The sequence below is a fragment of the Rhodococcus sp. P3_B8 genome (assembly GCF_056402775.1).
On the sequence record NZ_JBFUGT010000088.1, the window covers coordinates 1 to 24,369 of the forward strand.

Consider the following 24,369-nt stretch of genomic DNA (forward strand, 5'->3'; position numbering starts at 1 on the left):
ACGTTGAACCGTAACTCCGACACGGTCAACAGCGTTCTCCAGACGCTTCCGGTGAAGCTCGAGAAGCTCGGCCGGGCAGCCAGTTACGGATCCTGGTTCCAGTTCTACCTCTGTGGAGTCGACATCGTCGCAGGACCAGGTACCGCGCCCCAACTGAACCTGCCCACGGGCTTGCCCACCGTCAACCAGCCGCTCTATACGAACTCGGCGAAACGGTGCACGCAGGACGGCCTACAGGAGTTGCAGACACGATGAGTAGACGTCGCAGCCCGGCAGTGGCTGGTGCCCTCGGCATTCTCGTGGTGCTGTTGGCCACCCTGTCGGCTTTCTTCCTCGATTCGCTGCCGTTCATCGGCGCCGGATCGACCTATCACGCCGAATTCACCGAGGCGGCAGGGCTCAAGCCCTCCAACGAGGTCCGGATCGCCGGCGTCAAGGTCGGCAAGGTCACGTCCGTCGAACTCGACGGCGACCATGTGGACGTCGCCTTCAAGGTGTCGGACGCGTGGGTCGGCAACGAGACGTCGGCGTCCATCCAGATCAAGACGATCCTGGGTCAGAAGTACCTGGCCCTCGACCCCCGTGGCTCGGACACGCTGAATCCGAGCGACGTGATCCCGTTGGACCGCACCACGTCTCCGTACGACGTGATCGAGGCGTTCTCGGCCGCCGCACAGACGGTGGGTGACATCGACTCCGATCAGCTCGCACAGAGCATGGTGACGCTGTCGCAGGCGTTCGAGGGAACTCCCACGGAGATCCGAGCCTCCCTGGACGGTGTGAGCAGGCTGTCGCAGACCATCGCCAGCCGTGATCAGGAACTGCAGAAGTTGTTCGACGCGACGGGCAAGACCACCAAGGTCCTCGCCGACCGCAATGCCGAATTCAACCGGTTGATCAGCGACGCCGGTCTGCTGCTCGGTGAGCTCAACAGCCGTCAGCAGTCGATCTCTCAGCTGCTCACCGGAACTCAGCGGCTGTCGCAGCAGCTGACCGGACTCGTGCGCGACAACGAGGCCGCCATCGGTCCCGCACTCGAACAGCTCGACGGTGTCGTCGAGATCCTCAAGGCCAATAACGAGAACCTGGACAAGGCGATGAAACTGTACGAGCCGTTCGTCCGCCTGTACACGAACGTGGTCGGTAACGGTCGCTGGTTCGACCAGGTCGTGGTGAACCTCCTGCCGCCGGGTCTGCCCGACATTCCCGGTCCGCGCGATCCCGTCCGCACGTTGGGGGGTAACTGATGGCAGACGTCGAGAACGGAGCCGAACGCGGCGGACGCGGCGGGGTCGCCCTCATCGCAGGAATCGTCATCGTCGCGCTGGTGATCGCCGGGGCCCTGTGGTGGTTGTTCACCCGCGCAGGCACCACGCAGATCACCGCGTACTTCGACAAGTCGGTGGGCATCTACGAGGGTTCCGACGTGCGGATCCTCGGTGTGAAGGTCGGATCCGTCGACGGTGTCGAACCGCAGGGCGACCAGGTGAAGGTCGACCTGCGCGTCGACCGTGGCGTCGACATCCCCGCCGACGCGAAGGCAGCCCAGGTCACGCCGTCCGTGGTGTCCGACCGCTACATCCAGCTCGCGCCTGCCTACACGGGCGGCGACACGATGCAGAGCGGCGCCGTCATCTCACGTGACCGCACGGCCACCCCCGTCGAGGTGGATGAGCTGTACGCGAGCATCGAGAAGCTGTCCACCGCTCTCGGCCCGGACGGGGCGAACAAGGAAGGCGCGCTGTCACAGTTCGTCGAGACCGGCGCGGCCAACCTCGACGGCAACGGAGAGGCGCTGGGGCAGAGCATCAATCAGCTGTCCGACGCCGCCCGCACGCTCAACGAGAGCCGCGGCGATCTGTTCGACACCGTCAAGAACCTCCAGGTGTTCGTGGGTGCGGTGGCGGCCAACGATCAGCAGGTCCGCGACTTCAACTCCCAGCTGTCCGACCTGTCCGGATTCCTTGCGGGGGAGCGGGAGAACCTCGGTGCCGCCCTGAACCAGCTGGCGATCGCCCTGGGTGACGTCTCGAAGTTCGTGGCCGACAACCGGGAGATCCTCGCCGAGAACGTGGACGATCTGGTTCCGGTGACGCAGACCCTCGCGGACAACCGCGAGTCGCTGGTCAATTCGCTGACCCTGCTTCCGCTGGCGATCAGCAACCTGGCCAACTCCTACGACGCGGAGTCCGGCAACCTGGCCTCGCGCCTGGCGTTCCCGGATCTGCAGGACCCGGCCGGCGTCGCGTGCAAGTTGATCGACCTCGGCAAGCTGGTACCCGGCGATCCGCGCTTCGAGCAACTCGGGCGTCAGATGCAGCCGCTGATCGACAACTGCGCCAACATCACGTCGCAGATCACGCAATCGGCGAAGACGCCGTCGCTCGTGCTTCCGTTCGGGATCATGAGTGCGGACAACATTCAGCGGACGGTCACGCCCGGCACGGTGCCGGGTGTCGTGTCGCCGCGATTCGAAGGCGCAACGGGTGGTGAGGGCGAATGAAGCGGTCGGTAATCCTCGGCGCCGGTGCGTGCGCCGTCGCCATCGCAGTGACGTCCTGCTCGTCGGAGGGAATCTACGGAGTTCCGCTGCCGGGCGGCCCGGATGTCGGTGACCACCCGATGCACCTGACGATCCAGTTCGACGACGTCCTCGACCTCGTCCCGCAGTCCGCTGTCAAGGTCGACGGTGTTCCGGTCGGCCGGGTCGAAACGATCAAGGTGGCCCCGGACGGCTGGACAGCCGATGTGGAGGTCGTCCTCGACTCGTCCGTCGATCTCGCGGCCAACGCGGTCGCCGCCATCGAGCAGACCAACCTGCTCGGCGAGAAGTTCGTCCAGCTGTCCGAACCGTCGGAAGACAAGGATCCCGCGCGGCTCGAGGACGGCGACACGATCTCTCTCGATCGCACCCGGCACGCCACCGAGATCGAGCAGGTACTCGGCGCGCTGTCGCTGCTGCTCAACGGTGGCGGCGTCGGCCAGTTGCAGCCGATCGTGCACGAACTGACCACCGCACTCGACGGGCGTGAGGATCGTGTCCGCGGACTTCTCGAGCAGGCGAACACGCTGATCGACGGTCTCAACCAGCAGCGCGACGACATCACCCGCGCCCTGGACGGACTCGACACCTTGACCACGCGGGTGAACGAACAGAACGAGAAGATCGGGCTGATCCTCGACCAGCTCCCGATCGCCGCCGAAGTGCTCAACGAGCAGCGTCCGCAGCTCACCCAGATGCTGACGCAACTGGACCGGCTCGGTACCGTCGGCACGGACGTGATCAACCGGTCGAAGAACGATCTGATCGCGGACCTCCTCGCGCTGCGGCCGACGCTGAAGGCGCTCGCCGAGTCCGGCGACGACCTGCCCAACTCGCTCGCGTTCATCCCGACCGTCCCGTTCCCGGACGGTGTCGAGAAGATCGCGCTCGGCGGATCGGTCAACCTGTTCCTCACGGTCGACCTGCAGATCGGCGATGCGCTCAGCGCACTCGGCGTCGGTCAGGGCGACCCGGTGTACGTGCCGCCGAAGTTCGGTGAGCCCAAGCCGATCGTCGATCCCTCGAACCCGTACTACAACGGCAACGGGCCCAAGCCGGGATGGCCGACGGTGTCGCTGCTGCCGATTCCGCCGATCATCCCCGCCCCGACGGGCCTGCGGATCCCGGGTCTCCCCGGCACCGCGCCTGCGGCAGGCAACGGTGGCGCAGGGAACGGCACGACGGACGGTGCAGCGCCGCCGCCGCAGAACCCGCTCGGGGGACTGCTGGAGCAGTTCGGAATAGGGGGTGGACAGTGAGGTCACGACTGGTCAGGATCCAGCTCGTCGCGTTCGCCATCGTGGCGATGCTCGGGCTCGTTTACGTCGGCGCCAAGTACGTCCGCCTCGACAATCTTCTCGGGTTCGGTGAGTACGACGTGAACGCGCAGTTCAAGGACTCCGGCGGCATCTTCACCAACGCCGAGGTCACGTACCGCGGAGTTCCCGTCGGCCGTGTCGGCGACCTGTCCCTGACCGCGGACGGAATCAACGTCGAGTTGAAGATCTCCTCGGGTGGGCCCGACATCCCGGCGTCGGCCAAGGCCGTCGTCGCCAACCGATCCGCGATCGGTGAGCAGTACGTCGACCTTCAGCCCGACAGCGACCAGGGGCCGTTCCTCGAACAGGGCTCGGTGATCACCGAGGCCGACACGTCGACACCTGTTCCGGTCGAGCAGGTGCTGATGGCCACCGACGGTCTGGTCCGGTCGGTTCCGGTCGACTCGCTGCGCACGGTCGTCACCCAGCTGGGAACGGCATTCAACGGCAAGGGCGAAGATCTGCAGACGCTCGCGGACTCTCTGTCGACGCTGACGAAGGACGGACTCGACGTTCTCCCGCAGACGCTGGCCCTCATCCGGGACAGCCAGACGGTGCTGGCGACGCAGTCCGATCAGTCCTCCGCGATCGTCCAGTTCAGTTCGGATCTCGACGCGGTTGCGGCGCAGCTGCGGACCAGCGACCCCGATCTGCGCGCGGTCATCGACAAGGGAATTCCGGCGAGCGACGAGATCGGTCTGCTGGTGAACCAGATCGGTCCGAGTCTCACCACCGACCTGACGAACCTCGCCGCGGTCGGCGACAAGCTGGCTCCGCAGGCGATCGCGCTGCGGCCGATCCTGATGTTCCTGCCTGCTATCGCGGCGTCCGCGTCGACCGTGGCCCCCGGCGACGGCACGGTGCACCAGGGCATCGTCCTGGAAACCAACAATCCGCCGTCGTGCACACTCGGTTACGAAGGGACTCAGGAGATCCTGGCCGAGATGAAGCGGCAGGACCCGAACTTCGACGACACCCAGCAGGACTTCCCGTACAACACGAAGGCCAACTGCGACGCTCCCCAGGGAAGCGTGACGGGTGTGCGAAGTGCAGACCGCATCGTGTTCGCCGATCCGGACACGATCCAGCCGTGGGATTTCAAGCCGAAGGTCATGCCTGACACTCTCAACTTGAATCCCATCGCAACGCAGCTCGCACCGCTCCTCGGGGTTACTCCCAAGTAGCATTCGGTTCCGGCCGAGGGCGAGTAGAAGAAAACAATCAGTAGGGTATTGGTGTGACGCGAATTACCACGCCCCCGGAGTCGGGACAACCGGCTCCGGGGAAGGACAGAACTCTGAAGGCCTCGTTTGCTGCGGTGACCGCACTGGTGGTGATCGCGGTTGTCGCAGCCGGATGGTTTGGCTTCGGGTGGGCGCGCGCTCTCTTCGTGGACAAGCCGATCGCCGACGCACGCGATTCCGCGTTGACAGGCGCCCAGCAGGCCGCGATCAACCTCAACTCGGTCGATTCGAAAGACCTCGACGGATCCTTCGAGAACATGAAGTCGTCGATCACGGGCGACAAGATGAACCAGGACCTCCAGGCGACGATGGACGGGTTCACCGACCAGATGCGTCAATCCGGTGCGGCGAGCAAGGCCGAGCTGATCCAGGGCACACTCACGGAACTGAACACCGACGACGGCACCGCGAAGGCACTGGTCGTCGTGGCAGTCACCACCACGTGGCCCGACCGCTTCGACAAGGCCAAGGTGACGATGCGGATGGACGTCCAGGACGTGGACGGGGTCTGGAAGGCCTCGTCGGTCGAACCGGTGGGCGGGCGTATTCCGCTCGAGAGCGGACCGGTGCCCGCCGACGGCGCGGCTCCCGCCCCGGCCCCCACCGAACCGGCCCCCGCCGAGCAGGCGCCGGCCGAACAGGCCCCCGAAGGCGACAGCGGCGGTCAGTAGTCCTGATGTGCCGCGGCGGCATGTCGCTGCGGTGTCCACGTCGACGACAGCTCGTCGTGCAATGAGAAAGTGGTGAACTATGCCCCCCAAGCGCCGAAACAACGTGCCGGACAGCGCTGCAAAGGGCAGGCGTCCGCGCGTGGCGGGGACCCGTCAGTCGACGCCGAAGCCGCCCCGACCGGAAACCCCGGTCGCTGAGACGGAGCCGGTGACGAAGCCGGAACCGGCGAAGAAGACGGAACCGGTGGTGAAGGCCGAAACCGAGACGGCGAAGACCTCCGACACGGACACGACTGTGTCGTTGGCCAAGCCGGTGTCGACGGCGAAGGCCGCGTCCGCGGGAAAGGCGAAGGTTGCCAACCTTCAACCGCGCATCAGCAAGCAGCAGGCCCCCGCCGCCGAGACCGCGGCGGCCGACAGCGGGTCCAGTCGGATCACCTGGAAGCTCGTCGGGGTCCTCGGAGCCGTGGCGGTGGTGCTCGGGGTGTTCGCGGTGGTCGCGGCTTTCAAGCCCGGCGCAGACATCACGAACATCGCCTGGGTCGACGAAGGCGGCACCGCCGAGGTGACCAAGGCGGGAACGGAGGCGATCGAGACGCTGTACACGTACAGCTACGAAACGATCGATCAGGACTTCGAGAAGGCGCGCGGCTACCTCAACGACGCCAAGCGTGACGAATTCGACTCGACCGCCGGCACCACCAAAGAGGCCGCCATTCAGACCAAGACGGCCACCCAGGCCTCCGTCACCGACATCGGGGTCACGATGCTCGACGGCGACCGGGCCGAACTGCTCGCGCACATGAACGTCAGCGCCACCGGTGACGCCGTGGCTCAGGGCAGTGCTGCGACCCCGCTGTCGATCAAGATGGAGAAGATCGACGGCAAGTGGGTGCTGTCCGACATCTCCGACAGCGAGGGCTGAACCTTCCGCCCGGAAAGAATTGAGCTGGAACGGGATCCGTGCGCTCCGGACGGGTGAGTGCTGAAATGCCCTCTCCGGCAGAGTAAACCGATTCGCATCCGATCGTCTTCACGATTGGATGGGAATCTGTTGCTGCGGTGTCGGTTTCGGATGCTCCGGTGAACCGGGGGTAGGTGTATTCCGTGCCAGGAATCCCGGCGCCCACCAGTTGGCCTCACCCATCAGCTTCACCAAGGCGGGCACCAGCATCATGCGGATGACGGTGGCGTCGATGAGCAGCGCGACGATCATGCCGAGCCCGATGAATCGCATCATCGTCAGTTCCGAGAGCGTGAACGCGCCGGTGACGACGATCAGCAGCGCGGCGGCCGCCGTCACGATGCGCCCCGTATGTGCCGTGCCGATCCGCACGGCCTCCTCGGTCGACGCACCCTTGTCGTGGGCCTCGACCATCCGTGACATCAGGAAGATCTCGTAGTCGGTGGAGAGCCCGAACACCACCGCGATGATGAGCACGACCATCGTCGCGGGCAGCGGTCCCGGCGTCACCGAGAAATTCGGCCCCGTGACCATCCTCGAAGATCCACGTGAGCACGCCGAACGAGGCGGCGAGGCTCAGAGTGGCCATCGCGATCGCCTTCAGGGGCAGCACCACGGACCGGAACGCCAGCAGCATCAGCACGAAGGTGACGCCCACCATGATCCCGATCATCCACGGCAGTCCCGCGGCCATCGCGTCCAGTCCGTCGGCGGTCAGGGCGTTCAGCCCGCCCAGCATCTTCTCGGTGCCTTCCGGGGGCGGGAGGTCGCGCAGTGCGGCGGCCGTCGCCATGGCCCCCGTCGTGCGGTCGGCGTCGCGAAAGATGGCCCGGATGGCGACGAACGTGTCGGTGGCGCCGACCGGGACCACCCGCTGGACGCCGTCGACCGCGGCCGTCGCCCGGAAGAACTCCGCCGTGGCGGCCGGCGGCGGGGCCTTGCCGTCGCTGCCCTGCAGGACGAGAGTCGCCCCGTTGTTGGCGAGTGGAAAGTCGGTGGCGAGATCCTGGACGGCGAGCCGGAGCGGGTGAGCCGCGGGCAGTCCGGTGTGGTCGAGATCACCCAGTGATGCGCCTGTGAGGGGCGCGGCGAGCACGAGCAACCCCGCGACGATGGCCGTCGCGATCGGGACGGGCCGCCGCATGACGCGGGCGGCGACGCCGCCCCAGAACCGGTGCGCCCGGTCTTCGCCGCGTTCGACCACTCCCGGTCGCCACGTCAGCGAGTTGATGCGCGGCCCGAGCAGAGCGAGTGCCGCGGGCAGCGCCGACAGCGACAGCACGGCGGCGATCCCGATGGCTGCCATCCCGCCGTAGGCGAACGACCGGACGATGGCCTGGGGAAACACCAGCATGCCCACGAAACCGCACACGAGGAGGAGGGCGGAGAACCCCACGGTCCGGCCGGCCGTGGCGAGCGTCCGGCGGACGGCGTCGTCGGTGCGGGAGCCGGACCGCAGCTCCTCGCGGAACCGGGTCACGACGAACAATCCGTAATCGATGGACATGCCGAGCCCGACGAGGCTCGCGATGTTCACAGAGAATGCGCTGACCTCGGTGAAGTACGAGATCACGCGCAGGGCGCCGAGGGCGCCGAGGATCGCGAGACCGCCGACGCACAGCGGGACGGCTGCGCCGACGAGGCCGCCGAAGATGACGAGCAGAAGGAGCAGCAGAAGCGGGAATGACACCGCCTCGGCTCGCAGCAGATCACTTTCGGACACCTCGTTGAAGGCGTTGGCTGCCGCGCTGAAGCCGCTGAACTCCGCGTCAGCGCCGTCGATGACCAGCAGGGGTTCGAGAACGTGGTACGCCGCGATACGCGTGTTCTCGTCGCCGCTCAGCGACAGCACCACCAGTCCCTCGGTGCCGTCGGTGGACCGCAGGAACTCCTTCGCCTGCGGCGGCGCCGACCAGTACGACAGGGGAGTGTTGGCGAGCACTCCGGGGTCGATCTGCGCGAGGTGGGCGGCCACCTCGGGACCGAGATCCTCGATCGTCGCACCCGGACGTGCGTGGTAGGTGACCGCCAGATCGGGGGTCTGCCGTCCGATCGTCCCCTCGATCAGGCGCTCGACGGCCGCGGATTCGCTGCCCGGATCGGTGTACCCGCCGAGGCTCAGGCGGTCGAACACGCCCGATCCCCACGCCCCACCGAGCAGCACCAGCAGCACCGTGGCGGCCAGGACCAGCTTCGGACGGGCGACGACGAACGAACTCCAGCGCGTCACGGCTCTGCTTCCCTCGAGAAATCGACGGCGATCGCGTGCGCATATTGTTCACCGCCCGTCAGCGGCTGGGAAGGGGCGGCGTGAACTGTCCCGGGCCTCGCGAAACGACGCGACACGCCCCCTAACTCTTGACGCCGCGATGATCACGCGTCACTCTGATGCGTGAACATGCGCAGTGACGCGTGGCCAAGCGCCCGGCTGGGTGCTGTTTCGGGTGCCCGACTCGACATCTACTGAGTTTGGGTGTACTTTTGGACGTTGCGCTGGCTGCCTCCTGTCCACCCCTCGTCCGCACCGCTGCGAAGTGATTCACTCTTCAGCAACTGTGACGAGTTTCGTTCGGGTTGTGACCAGCGAAATTCGAAGCAGATACAGCGGCGGTCGCAACAGCAAGAGCGGCCCGCGTGAGGTGCTGGAAGGACGCATCTTGGCAGTCTCTAGCCAGACCAAGGCAGTTTCCGGAATCCCCGGAGCCCCGAAGAGGGTTTCGTTCGCAAAGATTCGCGAACCCCTCGAAGTTCCCGGGCTTCTTGATGTACAAACCGATTCGTTCGAGTGGTTGATCGGTGCGCAGAGCTGGCGCGAACGCGCCGCCGCTCGTGGCGACAGCGCAATCTCCGGAGGTCTCGAGGACATTCTCGCGGAGCTTTCTCCGATCGAGGATTTCTCGGGCTCGATGTCTCTGTCCTTCTCGGACCCGCGTTTCGACGAGGTGAAGGCCTCGACGGACGAGTGCAAAGACAAAGACATGACCTACGCGGCGCCGTTGTTCGTGACCGCGGAGTTCATCAACAACAACACCGGTGAGATCAAGAGCCAGACGGTCTTCATGGGCGACTTCCCGATGATGACCGACAAGGGCACGTTCATCATCAACGGCACCGAGCGTGTCGTGGTCTCGCAGCTGGTGCGTTCCCCCGGCGTCTACTTCGACCACTCCGTCGACAAGGGCACCGAAAAGGACCTGCACAGCGTCAAGGTCATCCCGGGCCGTGGTGCATGGCTCGAGTTCGACGTGGACAAGCGTGACACGGTCGGCGTCCGCATCGACCGCAAGCGCCGCCAGCCCGTCACCGTGCTGCTGAAGGCCCTCGGCTGGACCACCGAGCAGATCACCGAGCGCTTCGGCTTCTCGGAGATCCTCATGGCGACGCTCGAGAAGGACAACACCGCCGGCACCGACGAGGCGCTGCTCGACATCTACCGCAAGCTGCGTCCGGGCGAGCCGCCGACCAAGGAGAGCGCGCAGACGCTCCTGGAGAACCTGTTCTTCAAGGACAAGCGCTACGACTTGGCTCGCGTGGGTCGCTACAAGATCAACAAGAAGCTGGGCCTGAACCTCGGACAGCCGATCGTCGCGTCGACCCTCACCGAGGAAGACATCGTCGCCACCATCGAGTACCTGGTGCGCCTGCACGCCGGTGACACCGAGATGACCGCCCCCGGCGGCAGTGCGGTGCCCGTCGAGGTCGACGACATCGACCACTTCGGTAACCGTCGTCTGCGCACGGTCGGTGAGCTCATCCAGAACCAGATCCGCGTGGGCCTGTCCCGCATGGAGCGAGTGGTTCGTGAGCGCATGACCACCCAGGACGTCGAGGCGATCACGCCGCAGACGCTGATCAACATCCGGCCCGTCGTGGCTGCGATCAAGGAGTTCTTCGGAACCTCCCAGCTGTCGCAGTTCATGGACCAGAACAACCCGCTGTCGGGGCTGACGCACAAGCGTCGTCTGTCCGCCCTCGGCCCCGGTGGTCTGTCCCGTGAACGCGCCGGCCTCGAGGTGCGAGACGTTCACCCGTCGCACTACGGCCGCATGTGCCCGATCGAGACCCCTGAGGGTCCGAACATCGGTCTGATCGGTTCGCTGTCGGTGTACGCACGGGTCAACCCGTTCGGCTTCATCGAGACGCCGTACCGCAAGGTCGAGAACGGCCAGGTCACCGACCAGGTCGACTACCTGACCGCGGACGAAGAGGACCGCCACGTCGTCGCCCAGGCCAACTCGGCCCTCGACGCCAACGGTCACTTCACGGACGATCGCATTCTGGTCCGTCGTAAGGGTGGCGAGGTCGAGTTCGTCTCGTCCGCCGAGATCGACTACATGGACGTCTCGCCGCGACAGATGGTGTCCGTCGCGACCGCGATGATTCCGTTCCTCGAGCACGACGACGCCAACCGTGCCCTGATGGGTGCGAACATGCAGCGTCAGGCGGTGCCCCTCGTTCGCAGCGAGGCTCCGCTGGTCGGTACCGGCATGGAACTGCGTGCCGCCGTCGACGCGGGCGACGTCATCGTCACCGAGAAGACCGGTGTCGTGGAAGAGGTCTCCGCCGACTACGTCACGGTCATGGCCGACGACGGAAGCCGCAAGACCTACCGGATGCGCAAGTTCGCGCGTTCGAACCAGGGCACCTGCGCCAACCAGCGTCCGATCGTGGACGAGGGACAGCGTGTCGAGTTCGGACAGGTCCTCGCCGACGGCCCCTGCACCGAGAACGGTGAGATGGCGCTCGGCAAGAACCTGCTCGTCGCGATCATGCCGTGGGAAGGCCACAACTACGAGGACGCGATCATTCTGTCGCAGCGCCTCGTGGAAGAGGACGTCCTGACCTCGATCCACATCGAGGAGCACGAGATCGATGCCCGCGACACCAAGCTCGGTGCCGAGGAGATCACTCGCGACATCCCGAACGTCTCCGACGAGGTCCTCGCCGACCTCGACGAGCGCGGCATCATCCGTATCGGTGCCGAGGTTCGTGACGGTGACGTGCTGGTCGGAAAGGTCACGCCGAAGGGCGAGACCGAGCTGACCCCCGAGGAGCGCCTGCTGCGCGCCATCTTCGGTGAGAAGGCTCGCGAGGTTCGCGACACGTCGCTGAAGGTTCCCCACGGTGAGACCGGCAAGGTCATCGGCATTCGCGTGTTCTCGCGCGACGACGACGACGATCTGCCCCCCGGTGTCAACGAGCTGGTCCGCGTCTACGTGGCACAGAAGCGCAAGATCCAGGACGGCGACAAGCTCGCCGGCCGCCACGGCAACAAGGGCGTCATCGGCAAGATCCTCCCGCAGGAGGACATGCCGTTCCTGCCCGACGGCACTCCGGTCGACATCATTCTGAACACCCACGGTGTTCCGCGTCGTATGAACATCGGTCAGATCTTGGAGACCCACCTCGGGTGGATCGGCAAGACCGGCTGGAACGTTCAGATCGCCGGCGACGGCTCCCGTCCCGATTGGGCGGAGCAGCTGCCGGAGGAGATGCTGTCTGCACCTGCCGACTCCAACATCGCTACCCCGGTGTTCGACGGCGCCAAGGAAGACGAGCTCACCGGTCTCCTCGGTTCGACGCTGCCGAACCGCGACGGCGAGGTCATGGTCGCGTCCGACGGAAAGGCCACGTTGTTCGACGGCCGTTCCGGCGAGCCGTTCCCGTACCCGGTCTCGGTCGGCTACATGTACATCATCAAGCTGCACCACCTGGTCGACGACAAGATCCACGCTCGTTCGACCGGTCCGTACTCGATGATCACCCAGCAGCCGCTCGGCGGTAAGGCCCAGTTCGGTGGCCAGCGCTTCGGTGAGATGGAGTGCTGGGCGATGCAGGCCTACGGCGCGGCATACACGCTGCAGGAGCTGCTCACCATCAAGTCGGACGACGTGGTGGGTCGAGTCAAGGTGTACGAGGCCATCGTCAAGGGCGAGAACATCCCCGAGCCGGGCATCCCCGAGTCGTTCAAGGTGCTCCTGAAGGAGCTCCAGTCGCTCTGCCTCAACGTGGAGGTGCTGTCCTCGGACGGCGCGGCCATCGCGATGGCCGACGGCGACGACGAGGACCTGGAGCGGGCCGCAGCGAACCTGGGCATCAACTTGTCCCGGAACGAAGCGGCGACGGTCGACGACCTCGCGAACTAGGTTTCGGTCCCCGGGTCCTGAGAAATCAGGATCCGGGGGCGTAGTTCACATTTGAATTGGCAGTCAGGTATCGGCGGGTGACCGTTGATCCACAATCCCTCTGGGGAAAGGAAGTTACGTGCTCGACGTCAACTTCTTCGATGAACTCCGCATTGGCCTCGCCAGTGCAGAGGACATCCGCAATTGGTCCTACGGTGAGGTCAAGAAGCCGGAGACCATCAACTAYCGCACCCTCAAGCCCGAGAAGGACGGCCTCTTCTGCGAGAAGATCTTCGGCCCCACCCGGGACTGGGAGTGCTACTGCGGTAAGTACAAGCGTGTCCGCTTCAAGGGCATCATTTGTGAGCGCTGCGGCGTCGAGGTGACCCGCGCCAAGGTTCGGCGTGAGCGTATGGGCCACATCGAACTGGCCGCCCCGGTCACGCACATCTGGTACTTCAAGGGCGTGCCCAGCCGTCTCGGCTACCTGCTCGACCTGGCGCCGAAGGATCTCGAGAAGATCATCTACTTCGCCGCGTACGTCATCGTCGGTGTCGACGAGGAACTGCGTCACAACGAGCTGTCCACTCTCGAAGCCGAGATGCAGGTCGAGAAGAAGTCCGTCGCGGATCAGCGTGACGCCGACCTCGAGGCCCGCGCTCAGAAGCTCGAAGCCGACATCGCCGAGCTGGAGGCAGAGGGCGCCAAGTCTGACGTCCGCCGCAAGGTCAAGGACGGCGGCGAGCGCGAAATGCGTCAGCTCCGTGACCGCGCGCAGCGCGAGCTGGATCGTCTCGACGAGATCTGGACCACGTTCACCAAGTTGAGTGTCAAGCAGCTCATCGTCGACGAACTGCTGTACCGCGAGCTCGTCGACCGCTACGGCGAGTACTTCACGGGCGCCATGGGTGCCGAGTCGATCCAGAAGCTCATGGAGAGCTTCGACATCGACGCCGAGGCCGAGAACCTCCGCGAGACCATCCGCAGCGGCAAGGGGCAGAAGAAGCTCCGCGCACTGAAGCGTCTCAAGGTCGTCGCAGCCTTCCAGGTCAACCAGAACTCGCCCATGGGCATGGTTCTGAACGCCGTCCCGGTGATCCCGCCGGAGCTGCGCCCGATGGTTCAGCTCGACGGTGGCCGCTTCGCCACCTCCGACCTGAACGACCTGTACCGCCGCGTGATCAACCGCAACAACCGCCTCAAGCGACTGATCGACCTCGGTGCCCCCGAGATCATCGTCAACAACGAGAAGCGGATGCTGCAGGAGTCCGTGGACGCGCTGTTCGACAACGGCCGTCGTGGCCGTCCCGTCACGGGTCCCGGTAACCGTCCGCTGAAGTCCCTGAGCGACCTGCTCAAGGGCAAGCAGGGTCGTTTCCGTCAGAACCTGCTCGGTAAGCGCGTCGACTACTCGGGTCGTTCCGTCATCGTCGTCGGCCCGCAGCTCAAGCTGCACCAGTGCGGTCTGCCGAAGCTGATGGCTCTCGAGCTGTTCAAGCCGTTCGTGATGAAGCGTCTGGTCGACCTGAACCACGCGCAGAACATCAAGTCCGCCAAGCGCATGGTGGAACGTCAGCGCGCACAGGTGTGGGACGTCCTCGAAGAGGTCATCGCCGAGCACCCGGTGCTGCTGAACCGTGCACCGACGCTGCACCGCCTGGGCATCCAGGCCTTCGAGCCGCAGCTGGTCGAAGGTAAGGCCATTCAGCTCCACCCGCTGGTGTGTGAGGCCTTCAACGCCGACTTCGACGGTGACCAGATGGCCGTGCACCTTCCGCTGTCCGCGGAGGCGCAGGCCGAGGCTCGCATCCTGATGCTGTCGTCGAACAACATCCTGTCGCCCGCGTCGGGTCGACCGCTCGCCATGCCCCGTCTGGACATGGTCACCGGTCTGTACCACCTGACCCGGTTGGACGAGGGTGCGATCGGCGAGCTCGAAGCGTCGACCAGCGAAGAGGCGGAGCAGGGCGTGTACTCCTCGCCTGCCGAGGCTCAGATGGCCGTCGATCGTGGCGCGCTCGTCGTGCAGGCGAAGATCAAGGTGCGGCTCACGCAGCAGCGCCCGCCCCGCGACATCGAGTCGGAGCTGTTCCCCGAAGGCTGGAACTACGGTGACGGCTGGACCGCGGAGACGACGCTGGGTCGCGTGCTCTTCAACGAGCTGCTGCCCGCGGACTACCCGTTCGTCAACGAGCAGATGCCGAAGAAGCGTCAGGCGACGATCATCAACGACCTCGCCGAGCGCTACCCCATGATCGTGGTCGCGCAGACCGTCGACAAGCTGAAGGACGCCGGTTTCTACTGGGCCACGCGTTCGGGTGTCACGGTCTCGATCTCCGACGTCCTCGTGCCGCCGGAGAAGGCTCAGATCATGGAGTCCTTCGAGGCTCAGGCCGACCAAATCGAGAAGAAGTACCAGCGTGGTGCTCTGAACAAGACCGAGCGCAACAGCGCCCTGGTCAAGATCTGGTCCGAGGCCACCGACGAGGTCGGTAAGGCCATGGAGGCCCACTTCCCCGACGACAACCCGATCCCGATGATCGTGAAGTCCGGCGCCGCCGGCAACATGACTCAGGTTCGGTCGCTCGCCGGTATGAAGGGTCTGGTGACCAACCCGAAGGGTGAGTTCATCCCGCGTCCGATCAAGTCTTCCTTCAAGGAAGGCCTGACCGTTCTCGAGTACTTCATCAACACGCACGGTGCCCGTAAGGGTCTGGCCGATACCGCGCTCCGCACCGCCGACTCGGGTTACCTGACCCGTCGTCTGGTGGACGTCTCGCAGGACGTCATCGTCCGCGAGGTCGACTGTGGAACCGAGCGCGGCATCGTCACCACGATCGCCGAGAAGCAGGCCGACGGCACGCTGATCCGCGACGCTCACGTGGAGACGAGCACGTACGCCCGCACCCTGGCCGCCGACGCGGTCGACGAGAACGGCAACGTCATCGTCGAGCGTGGACACGACCTGGGCGACCCGGCGATCGACGCGCTGCTCGAAGCAGGCATCACGCAGGTCAAGGTCCGCTCGGTGCTCACCTGCACCACCGGCACCGGTGTCTGCGCCACTTGCTACGGCCGCTCCATGGCCACCGGCAAGCTCGTCGACATCGGTGAGGCCGTCGGTATCGTCGCCGCACAGTCCATCGGTGAGCCCGGTACCCAGCTGACCATGCGTACGTTCCACCAGGGTGGTGTCGCCGGAGACRACATCACCGGTGGTCTGCCGCGTGTTCAGGAGCTGTTCGAGGCCCGCGTCCCCAAGGGCAAGGCCCCGATCGCCGACGTCAGTGGCCGCGTGCAGCTCGAGGACGGCGACCGCTTCTACAAGATCACCATCGTCCCGGACGACGGTGGCGAAGAGGTTGTCTACGACAAGCTCTCGAAGCGTCAGCGTCTGCGTGTCTTCAAGCACGACGACGGCACCGAACGCCTTCTGGCCGACGGTGACCACGTCGAGGTCGGTCAGCAGCTCATGGAAGGTGCTGCCGATCCGCACGAGGTGCTGCGTGTCATGGGCCCCCGTCAGGTGCAGATCCACCTCGTCAACGAGGTTCAGGAGGTGTACCGGAGCCAGGGTGTGTCGATCCACGACAAGCACATCGAGGTCATCGTGCGCCAGATGCTGCGTCGCGTGACGATCATCGACTCGGGCGCCACGGAGTTCCTGCCCGGTTCGCTGACCGAGCGTGCGGACTTCGAAGCGGCCAACCGCCGTGTCGTCGCCGAGGGTGGCGAGCCGGCAGCCGGACGTCCGGTGCTGATGGGTATCACCAAGGCATCGCTGGCGACCGACTCGTGGCTGTCCGCGGCGTCGTTCCAGGAGACCACTCGCGTGCTGACCGATGCGGCGATCAACTGCCGCTCGGACAAGCTGATCGGTCTGAAGGAAAACGTGATCATCGGAAAGCTGATCCCCGCCGGTACCGGTATCAACCGTTACCGCAACATCCAGGTTCAGCCGACCGAAGAAGCTCGCGCTGCTGCGTACGCGGTTCCGTCCTACGACGACCAGTACTACAGCCCGGACGGCTTCGGCCAGAACACCGGTGCCGCGGTGCCGCTGGACGATTACGGTTTCAGCAACGATTACCGGTAGGCGCTCCGCGCCCGTGAGCGGTTGACGAGTCCCAGGACTCGCCGGGCACTCACCAAGGACGAAGGCCCCACCCCTCTCTCTTCGGGGGTGGGGCCTTCATCTGTTTGCATGCCTTGTCGCCGGGTGTTCGCCGTTGCTAGCGTCGGATGATGGCCCGGTCTAGGTTCGCCATCGCGCTCCTACTCGCCGTCGTCGTGGGGGCCGCGACCTCCTGCACGGCCTCGGACACCCAGCAGAGCGAGGCGACGTCGTCGGCGGCGCCTGCCGCGTCCGCCGGTCCCGCGGTGCTCACTCCGGTGGTCGCGGATGTGGTGGCCGCACCGATCCCGGTGACGGGCAGCGACGGTCGCGTGCACCTGGTCTACGAACTGCGGCTGACGAACACCGGTTCGCAGCCGGCGACGATCACGTCGCTGCAGGTGAAGGGCGACGGCCGCACGCTGGTGGATTTGAGCGGCGATGCGCTGACGCCCTGGTTCCAGGCACTCGGCGGAGGCCCGAAGACCGGCACCGTCCTCGCCCCCGGACAGCAGGGGCTGGTGTGGATCGACGCGACACTGAACAGTCCCGACGACGTGCCCACCAGTCTCGGCCACGTCGTGAACGTCAACTTTCCGCAGGCGACGTCACTCGTGCCGTCGCAGCTCGCCGAGAACGTGGCGGACACCGAAGTCGACACCCGCGACGCCGTCCGGATCCGCGCTCCCCTCGACGGTCCGCGGTGGCTCGACGGCACCGGCTGCTGCACGGTCACGTCCCACCGCGCGGCCGTGCTGCCGATCAACGGGCGGATGCTCACGGCCGAGCGCTTCGCGATCGACTTCGTCCAGCTCGACGAGCAGGGACGCATCTACGTCGGCGACAAGACTCAGCTGTCGAGCTACGAGTACTACGGCGCACCGGTCCGTGCGGTGTCGGACGGCAAGGTGATCGCCGTCGTGGGCGACCTGTCCGAACAGGTTCCGGGTGCCAGTCCGCAGGGACTGCCCCTCGACCAGTACGGCGGAAACCACGTCGTCCAGGACATCGGGAACGGGCGGTACGCGTTCTACGCGCACCTGCAGCCCGGCAGCGTGGACGACATCAGCGTCGGCCAGGACCTGCGGGCGGGCGACCAGCTCGGGTTGCTGGGCAACAGCGGTAACACCGACGCACCGCATCTGCACTTCCATCTGATGGACGGGCCGGACTACCTGGCGTCGAACGGCATTCCGTTCGAGTTCGAGAACTTCGACCTCGACGGGCGGGTGACGGGGGAGAGCCTCGAAGCTGCTGCGACCGCCGGCGCCCCGGTGGTCGACGAGGCGGGAACGCAGACCGGATCGCGCACCGACGAGATGCCGCTGTACCTCGATGTCGTGACGTTCCCGGGCAGTTAGCCGAGGAGCCCGCGCTCGACGAACCGGGTGAGTGCGGCGATGCCCGCATCGTCGTCGCCGTCCCACAGGCCGACGAAGGCGGTCGCCACCGCGGCGAGCAACTGGGCACTGACGTCGGGGCTCGCAGGGAGGTGTGCGCCGTCCGCGGAGAGTGTCGTGAGGAGTTCGGCCCACGGCTTCATCTGCTCGATCCCGAAGTCGTGCATCCGCTGCGCGAACTCGGGATCGACGAGGGCTGCGTCGCGGAGCGCGGCCATCACGGTGCGATGCCGCGACTGCAGTTGCCAGAACACGGCGAGATGCGGACCGAGGTTCCGCAGATCGTCGGGGGAGGTGGTGACGAGTGCATCCGCGTCGTCGCCGATGTCGTCCGCGAGCGCGAGGAGCAGCGCTTCCTTGCCATCGAAATGGTTGTAGAACGAACCCGCCGCCTTGCCGGCCTCGGTCGTGATGTCGGTGATGGTGGCGTTCAGGTAACCCTTGCGTTCGAAGACCACTCTGGCTGCGTCGAGTAAGTCCCGGCGCGTCTGGGCGGCCTTCTCCTGTCGGGTGGTCACTGCGGTTTCCCATCTCCCTCGCCGCTGGTCTGCCCTCGCTCGAGCTGGTTCTCGTCCCGTGAAGACTATCCTCGACCACACCTGTCCGATATGCGTGGTTCGCTGAACGGAGACGAGATGTCCGAGAAGAAGATCGATCGCGTCAAGACGGAGTCGGCACTCGAAGTGCTGCGGGAAAGCCCCACGATCGCACTCATCACCGTGGCACCGGCACTGGTCGTCTTCGGGGTGGTCTGGTGGCTGTTCGGATTCTGGTCGGCCCTCGTGCTGGTCCTGATTCTGGGTGTCGTCGCCGTCGTCGGCCGGAAGCTGTTCTGAGGCCCCTACCGCGGGACGTGGAACGCGGCGAGTGACGCCGCACTCGACGTGAGTTCGTCCCAGTCGCACGGCACCGTGAGGACCGCGAGCGCGGACGTCGGGAACTTCTCCCGCATCAGGTCGGCTTCCCCGGTGTCGGGGTTGCCCGCCAGATCCAGTGCCGTCGACGGCATGCCGGGAACATGTCCGACCACGAGCAGCGTGCGCACCGACGGCTCGACCCGCACGATCTCCATGAGCACCTCGGACGGGTACGCGCCGTACAACTCGTCGGCGAACCGGGCGGGAGCGCCGACCCGGGTCGCCTCCAGCGTTTCCCGGGTGCGGCGAGCAGTCGAACACAGCACGGCGTCGATCGGCGGCTGCGTGGACCGCAGCCACTCACCGGCCAGACCCGCCTGCTTCCGTCCGCGCGGCGCCAACGGCCGCTCGTGATCCGCGACCCCCTCCGGGTACGCCGACTTGCCGTGGCGCATCAGGATCAGGGTGCGATTCCGCGAGGAGCTGTGCGAGGCCATGGCTAGACGCTAGCGCCCCACGCCGGCGCGTTCACTGTCGAGTTGGGCCATCTGCGCGGGCGCGTAGCGGTCCCCGGCGACTGCGGTGTCGGGAACCGCTGCGGCGATGGCGGCGAGGTCACCGGCGTCGAGGTGGACGTCGAGTGCGCCGAGCGTCTCCTGGAGCCGGGCGACGGTGCGCGCTCCGACGACGGGCACGATGTCGTCGCCCTGGGCGAGAACCCACGCGATCGCCAGCTGCGCGACGCTCACCCCGTGCTGCGCGGCCACGGCGGCGAGCGAGTCGACGAGGGTGAGGTTCTGCCGGAGGTTGTCGCCCTGGAACCGGGGGCTGTGTGCGCGGAAGTCGTCGGCCGCGAGGGTCTGATCGGTGCGCAGCGAGTCGCTGAGCAGACCCCGGGAAAGTACGCCGTAGGCCGTCACGCCGATCCCGAGTTCCCGGCAGAGCGGAAGGATCTCGGCCTCGATACCCCGCGAGATGAGCGAGTACTCGATCTGCAGGTCCACGATCGGGTGCACGGCCGCCGCGCGGCGCAGGGTCTCGGGGCCCACCTCGGACAGGCCGATGTGGCGCACGTAGCCGGCCTCGACGAGTTCGCCGATCGTTCCGACGGTGTCCTCGATCGGCACGTCGGGGTCGAGACGGGCGGGGCGGTAGATGTCGATGTAGTCGACGCCGAGACGCTGCAGCGAGTAGGCGAGGAAGTTCCGGATCGACTCGGGTCGCGTGTCCACTCCGGCCCACGTGCCGCCGGGGCCGCGCAGTCCGCCGAACTTGACGCTGAGGGTCACGTCCTCCCGTCGACGGCCGGCGAGGGCCTTGCCGATCAGGGACTCGTTGTGGCCCGATCCGTAGAAGTCCCCGGTGTCGACGAGATCGATCCCGGCGTCGAGCGCCGCGTGGATGGTGGCGATGGACTCCACGTCGTCCGTCCTGCCRTACATCCCGGACATGCCCATGGCGCCGAGGCCGAGCCGGCTGACGGTGGGACCGGTGGTTCCGAGTGCGGTGGTGCTGATCATGTTCTGCTCCGATTGTCGGTGTCTGTTCCGGACTGACACCAGCGTCGCCGTCGCCGGGAGCGGCAACCAGAGACCGTTCATCGGGGGACCGGCGATCCCTGGCAGCGTCCCGGTGGGTCCGGCACAGTTGATGCATGAACCGCTCCGAGTTGGCCGACTTCCTCCGCCGTCGCAGGGAACAGCTGGTTCCGGCCGACGTCGGACTGCCACCGGGTGTACGCCGGCGGACGCCGGGGCTCCGGCGCGACGAGGTGGCGATGCTCGCGGGAATGTCGACGGATTACTACACCCGACTCGAGCAGGCCCGCGGCCCGCATCCGTCGACGCAGGTCCTGGCGTCGATCGCGCGGGCGTTGCGGCTGACCGACGATCAGCGAGACCATCTCTACCTGTTGTCGGGTCAGGTGCCGCCGATGCGGGCCGCGGGCAACAAACACGTCGGACCGGGACTGCTGCACCTGCTCGACAAGCTCGACGACACCCCGGGCTGCGTCATCTCGGACCTCGGGGAGGTGCTGGTCCAGAACCGCATGCACGTGATCCTGTTCGGCGACGCGACCCGGTATTCGGGTCTCGACCGGTACGTGCCGTGGCGGTGGTTCGCGCACCCCGGCGAGCGCGGAATGTTCCCCGAGGACGATCACGAGCGGCTCGCCGGAAACCACGTCGCGGATCTGCGGGCGACGGCTGCCCGGCGGGCCGGTGACGCCGACGTGACGGAATTGGTGGACCGCCTCTACGAGAGCAGCGCCGAGTTCGCGGCGCTCTGGGACAGGCACGATGTAGCCGTCCGCCGCTCCGACACCAAGACCGTCCTCCACGCCGAGGTCGGACGCATCGACCTCGTCTGCGAGACGCTGCTGACCCCGAGCGCCTACCAGCATCTGCTCGTGTACATGCCGCAGCCGGGCTCCGACGCGCGGGCCCGGCTCGACCTGTTGCGGGTGATCGGCACCCAGCAGATGGTCTGATCAGGTGGTGAGTGGCCCGACCCGGGCCACGGCCCGCAGGGCGTCGTCGACCAGGAACCACACGGTCAGCGACGTCTCGTCCCGCCTCGAACGCAGGACGATCCGGTCCGTCGACACGATGGGCGAAAGGTATTCGAGCACGGCGCGATGGGGATTGTCGACGAGGCGACCGCCGCCCGGATGCTCGTGGTCGGCGAGCAGTTCTTCGACGGCCTGCCAGTAGACGGCGTTGTTGACGTGGTCGAACGGGTCGATGTCGGTGCGGCGTAGAACGAACTCGGTATCCACGATGCCGTCCTCCTCGGCGGCCGGCGCATTCTCGACGAGCCAGCGCTTCCATTTGAGCCGGTGTTCCTCCGCCGACTCGCCGAGGCGTTCGATGAACCCGTCGTCGATGCGGGTGGGCATTCCCGTTTCGCCGCTGATGTGGATCCAGAAACCTTCGGTCTCGATGAGGGCGCCCGCCTCACCCTCGATCTGGACCCGCATGTTCGTCCAGCGGGTAGAGAGCGCGGAGCACCAGCGCCGGAGGTGCACCCGCTCGGGCCATACCGCCGGTCGTACGACGTCGATGACGGTGCGCCGGACGATCCACAGCGGGTGACTGTCGGCGGCGTCGACCGCGTCGAGGTTGTCCAGTCCGGCGTCCTGCAGATACCGCGCGATCCCGTCGAGGCGCAGGCGCTTGGCGGCATCGATGTCGCCGGTGCGGACCGGCCAGGACGTCTCGAAGAAGCGGCCGCGTGCGGGGACAGCGGCGAGGGGTCGGTCGAGTGCCAAGATGCGGTTCCTTCGCTCGTGGACGGAGCCCCGATTCTTCCATCCCGGCGCCGGTGCTTGTTTGCGGACGCGATTCTCAGTACAGTTCATATAACTGTTACTACGTGTAACACAAACGAGTTCGATGGTCCGGACAGGTGTGAGGAAACCGCAATGGCATATGTCATCACCCAGGCGTGCTGCAACGACGCGAGCTGCGTCTCCGCATGCCCCGTGAACTGCATCCATCCGACACCGGAGGAGCGGGAATTCGCGCAGACCGAGATGCTGCACATCGACCCGGAAACCTGCATCGACTGCGGGGCCTGCGTCGACGCGTGTCCGGTCGACGCGATCTTCCCGGAAGACAAGCTCATCGGCTCGCTCACGCGCTACAAGGACATCAACGCCGAGTACTACACGACCAACCCCATGCCGACCGGGTGGATCCCCCTCACACCCGCGACCCCGCCGCGCCGCGACCTCGGCAAGCTCCGGGTCGCCGTCGTCGGCGCCGGCCCGGCGGCCTGCTACGCCGCCGGTGAACTGCTCGAACGGTCCGACGTCGAGGTCGAGATGTTCGAGAAGCTCCCGACCCCGTGGGGACTCGTCCGCGCGGGTGTCGCACCCGACCATCCCGGCACCAAGGAGGTGACCCGGATGTTCGAGTGGAGCCTCGACCGGCCGAACTTCGAGTTCCACCTCAACGTCGAGGTCGGCAAACACGTCACCCACGACGAGCTGCTGGAGAATCACCACGCCGTCATCTACGCCGTCGGGGCGTCGAGCGACCGGCGTCTGGGGATCCCGGGCGAGGATCTTCCCGGCGTGCACGCCGCCACCGAGTTCGTGGCCTGGTACAACGGCCACCCGGACTACGCGGAGCGCACGTTCGACCTGTCCGCGAAGCGCGCGGTGATCGTCGGCAACGGCAACGTCGCGCTCGACGTGGCCCGCATCCTCACGATGAACGTCGAGGAGCTGGAACGGACGGACATCGCCGATCACGCTCTCGCCGCGCTGCGGCGCAGCAACATCGAGGAAGTCGTTCTGCTCGGCCGCCGCGGGCCTGCGCAGGCCGCCTACAGCAACCCCGAGTTCCTGGCGCTCGGCGACCTCGAGAACGTGGACGTCGTCATCGACGACGCCGATCTCGACCTCGACTCGGCCAGTGAGGCACTGCTCGACGATCCGGCCACCGCGATGAAGGTCCGGCTCGCGCGGGAGTTCGCGCAGCGTGCCCCGCGGCCCGGACACAAGCGCATCGTGTTCCGCTACCTGACGTCGCCGCTCGAGGTCACCGGTTCCGGCAAGGCCGAGGCCCTGCGCTACGGACGCAACGAACTGGTGGTCGACGACTCCGGCGCGTTGTCCGCCCGGGCTCGCGGCGAGGAGGGTTCGCTGGACACCTCGCTCGTGCTGCGCTCCATCGGCTACCGCGGCAACCCCGTCGGCGGTGTCGCGTTCGACGAGAAGCGCGGCGTGATCCCCAACGAGCACGGCCGGGTCACCGACCGGGTGTACGTGACCGGATGGATCAAGCGCGGACCCAGCGGCGTCATCGGCACCAACAAGGCGTGCGCGAAGGAGACGGTGTCGTCGCTGCTCGCAGATTTCGAGGCCGGAAAACTCCTCGGCACGGTCGGCACCCGCAAGGACGTGAAGAAGCTGATCGAGCGGCGCCAGCCGGAACAGATCGGGTTCCCCGGCTGGCGGGCGATCGACAAGGCGGAGACCGGCCGCGCGGCGGGGTCCGGCCGGCCCCGCGTGAAGATGACCGACAAGGTCGAGCTGGTGTCCGTCGCCCGCAAGCGGAAGCGGCTGTTCGCTCGTTGACGCCTCTCGCCGCCCCTGCGCGTCTAGTGTTTCGAGCATGCGCGCAG

Annotated in this window: 16 protein-coding genes and 2 pseudogenes; 13 read left to right on the forward strand and 5 right to left on the reverse strand. The window is 66.4% G+C overall.

The annotated features are described in order from the left end of the window. From AC1D1G_RS23820 to AC1D1G_RS23850, 7 genes and pseudogenes are all read left to right on the forward strand, one after another. A pseudogene (locus AC1D1G_RS23820) lies at positions 1-255 on the forward strand (MCE family protein); the annotation flags it as partial. Continuing rightward, a complete protein-coding gene (locus AC1D1G_RS23825) occupies positions 252-1,247 on the forward strand; it encodes an MCE family protein (RefSeq protein WP_005564073.1) in 996 nt (331 codons plus the stop codon). The pseudogene AC1D1G_RS23820 and the gene AC1D1G_RS23825, both read left to right, overlap by 4 nt. Continuing rightward, positions 1,247-2,503 carry an MCE family protein gene (locus tag AC1D1G_RS23830; RefSeq protein ID WP_477953929.1) on the forward strand — a complete coding sequence of 419 codons (1,257 nt, stop codon included), beginning with the start codon at positions 1,247-1,249 and terminating at the stop codon, positions 2,501-2,503. The genes AC1D1G_RS23825 and AC1D1G_RS23830 overlap by 1 nt, the downstream gene beginning before the upstream one ends. After that, entirely contained in the window at positions 2,500-3,801 is a 1,302-nt protein-coding gene (locus tag AC1D1G_RS23835) for an MCE family protein (protein ID WP_477953931.1), read from the forward strand. Before AC1D1G_RS23830 ends, AC1D1G_RS23835 begins: the two co-directional genes overlap by 4 nt. Then, a complete protein-coding gene (locus AC1D1G_RS23840; RefSeq protein WP_280779929.1) occupies positions 3,798-5,045 on the forward strand; it encodes an MCE family protein in 1,248 nt (415 codons plus the stop codon). Before AC1D1G_RS23835 ends, AC1D1G_RS23840 begins: the two co-directional genes overlap by 4 nt. A 134-nt stretch (positions 5,046-5,179) precedes the next feature. After that, on the forward strand, positions 5,180-5,776 hold the full coding sequence (locus AC1D1G_RS23845) for a hypothetical protein (RefSeq protein WP_007298072.1): 597 nt from the start codon (positions 5,180-5,182) through the stop codon (positions 5,774-5,776). Between the two features lie 79 nt (positions 5,777-5,855). Continuing rightward, the gene (locus AC1D1G_RS23850) at positions 5,856-6,701 is read left to right on the forward strand and encodes a hypothetical protein (protein WP_477953932.1); all 846 of its coding nucleotides are present in this window, start codon (positions 5,856-5,858) and stop codon (positions 6,699-6,701) included. A 108-nt stretch (positions 6,702-6,809) separates the two neighbouring features. Here AC1D1G_RS23850 and AC1D1G_RS23855 read toward each other — a convergent pair. Next, positions 6,810-8,970 (reverse strand): annotated as a pseudogene (locus tag AC1D1G_RS23855) (MMPL family transporter). A gap of 409 nt (positions 8,971-9,379) precedes the next feature. Between AC1D1G_RS23855 and rpoB the strand changes: the two are divergent. The 3 genes from rpoB (at position 9,380) to AC1D1G_RS23870 (ending at position 18,340) form a co-directional block, all read left to right on the forward strand. After that, the gene (gene rpoB / locus AC1D1G_RS23860) at positions 9,380-12,886 is read left to right on the forward strand and encodes a DNA-directed RNA polymerase subunit beta (protein WP_011594854.1); all 3,507 of its coding nucleotides are present in this window, start codon (positions 9,380-9,382) and stop codon (positions 12,884-12,886) included. A gap of 118 nt (positions 12,887-13,004) precedes the next feature. Continuing rightward, complete coding sequence (locus AC1D1G_RS23865; RefSeq protein ID WP_477953933.1) at positions 13,005-16,961, forward strand: DNA-directed RNA polymerase subunit beta'; 3,957 nt, start codon at positions 13,005-13,007, stop codon at positions 16,959-16,961. 146 nt (positions 16,962-17,107) lie between these two features. After that, the gene (locus tag AC1D1G_RS23870) at positions 17,108-18,340 is read left to right on the forward strand and encodes a M23 family metallopeptidase (protein ID WP_477953935.1); all 1,233 of its coding nucleotides are present in this window, start codon (positions 17,108-17,110) and stop codon (positions 18,338-18,340) included. On the opposite strand, the gene AC1D1G_RS23875 is transcribed toward AC1D1G_RS23870, so the two are convergent. Continuing rightward, positions 18,337-18,897, reverse strand: coding sequence for a TetR/AcrR family transcriptional regulator (locus tag AC1D1G_RS23875; protein WP_283331064.1), 561 nt, complete (start codon positions 18,895-18,897; stop codon positions 18,337-18,339). The two genes, AC1D1G_RS23870 and AC1D1G_RS23875, sit on opposite strands and share 4 nt — an antisense overlap. A 117-nt stretch (positions 18,898-19,014) precedes the next feature. Between AC1D1G_RS23875 and AC1D1G_RS23880 the strand changes: the two genes are divergently transcribed. Continuing rightward, positions 19,015-19,215: a hypothetical protein gene (locus AC1D1G_RS23880; protein ID WP_005258232.1), complete on the forward strand. Its 201-nt coding sequence runs from the start codon at positions 19,015-19,017 to the stop codon at positions 19,213-19,215. Between the two features lie 5 nt (positions 19,216-19,220). Here the strand turns inward: AC1D1G_RS23880 and AC1D1G_RS23885 are convergent, their stop codons facing one another. Next, on the reverse strand, positions 19,221-19,733 hold the full coding sequence (locus tag AC1D1G_RS23885; RefSeq protein WP_280779936.1) for a SixA phosphatase family protein: 513 nt from the start codon (positions 19,731-19,733) through the stop codon (positions 19,221-19,223). A gap of 9 nt (positions 19,734-19,742) precedes the next feature. Continuing rightward, a complete protein-coding gene (locus AC1D1G_RS23890; protein ID WP_477953936.1) occupies positions 19,743-20,756 on the reverse strand; it encodes an aldo/keto reductase in 1,014 nt (337 codons plus the stop codon). 134 nt (positions 20,757-20,890) lie between these two features. Here AC1D1G_RS23890 and AC1D1G_RS23895 point away from each other — a divergent pair, with 134 nt between their 5' ends. Then, complete coding sequence (locus tag AC1D1G_RS23895; RefSeq protein ID WP_283331066.1) at positions 20,891-21,727, forward strand: helix-turn-helix transcriptional regulator; 837 nt, start codon at positions 20,891-20,893, stop codon at positions 21,725-21,727. Here the strand turns inward: AC1D1G_RS23895 and AC1D1G_RS23900 are convergent, their stop codons facing one another. Beyond that, positions 21,728-22,507: an acyl-[acyl-carrier-protein] thioesterase gene (locus AC1D1G_RS23900; RefSeq protein ID WP_280779939.1), complete on the reverse strand. Its 780-nt coding sequence runs from the start codon at positions 22,505-22,507 to the stop codon at positions 21,728-21,730. Between the two features lie 153 nt (positions 22,508-22,660). Between AC1D1G_RS23900 and AC1D1G_RS23905 the strand changes: the two genes are divergently transcribed. Beyond that, positions 22,661-24,322, forward strand: coding sequence for an FAD-dependent oxidoreductase (locus AC1D1G_RS23905; RefSeq protein WP_280779940.1), 1,662 nt, complete (start codon positions 22,661-22,663; stop codon positions 24,320-24,322). Positions 24,323-24,369: the final 47 nt, after the last annotated feature.

Excerpts from the sequence above, each read along its gene's own strand:
- AC1D1G_RS23880 (WP_005258232.1), top strand. The coding sequence starts at position 19,015 with ATGTCCGAGAAGAAGATCGATCGCGTCAAGACGGAGTCGGCACTCGAA.
- AC1D1G_RS23905 (WP_280779940.1), top strand. The coding sequence starts at position 22,661 with ATGGCATATGTCATCACCCAGGCGTGCTGCAACGACGCGAGCTGCGTC.
- AC1D1G_RS23835 (WP_477953931.1), top strand. The coding sequence starts at position 2,500 with ATGAAGCGGTCGGTAATCCTCGGCGCCGGTGCGTGCGCCGTCGCCATC.
- AC1D1G_RS23870 (WP_477953935.1), top strand. The coding sequence starts at position 17,108 with ATGATGGCCCGGTCTAGGTTCGCCATCGCGCTCCTACTCGCCGTCGTC.
- AC1D1G_RS23885 (WP_280779936.1), bottom strand. The coding sequence starts at position 19,733 with ATGGCCTCGCACAGCTCCTCGCGGAATCGCACCCTGATCCTGATGCGC.
- AC1D1G_RS23895 (WP_283331066.1), top strand. The coding sequence starts at position 20,891 with ATGAACCGCTCCGAGTTGGCCGACTTCCTCCGCCGTCGCAGGGAACAG.
- AC1D1G_RS23825 (WP_005564073.1), top strand. The coding sequence starts at position 252 with ATGAGTAGACGTCGCAGCCCGGCAGTGGCTGGTGCCCTCGGCATTCTC.
- AC1D1G_RS23830 (WP_477953929.1), top strand. The coding sequence starts at position 1,247 with ATGGCAGACGTCGAGAACGGAGCCGAACGCGGCGGACGCGGCGGGGTC.
- AC1D1G_RS23850 (WP_477953932.1), top strand. The coding sequence starts at position 5,856 with ATGCCCCCCAAGCGCCGAAACAACGTGCCGGACAGCGCTGCAAAGGGC.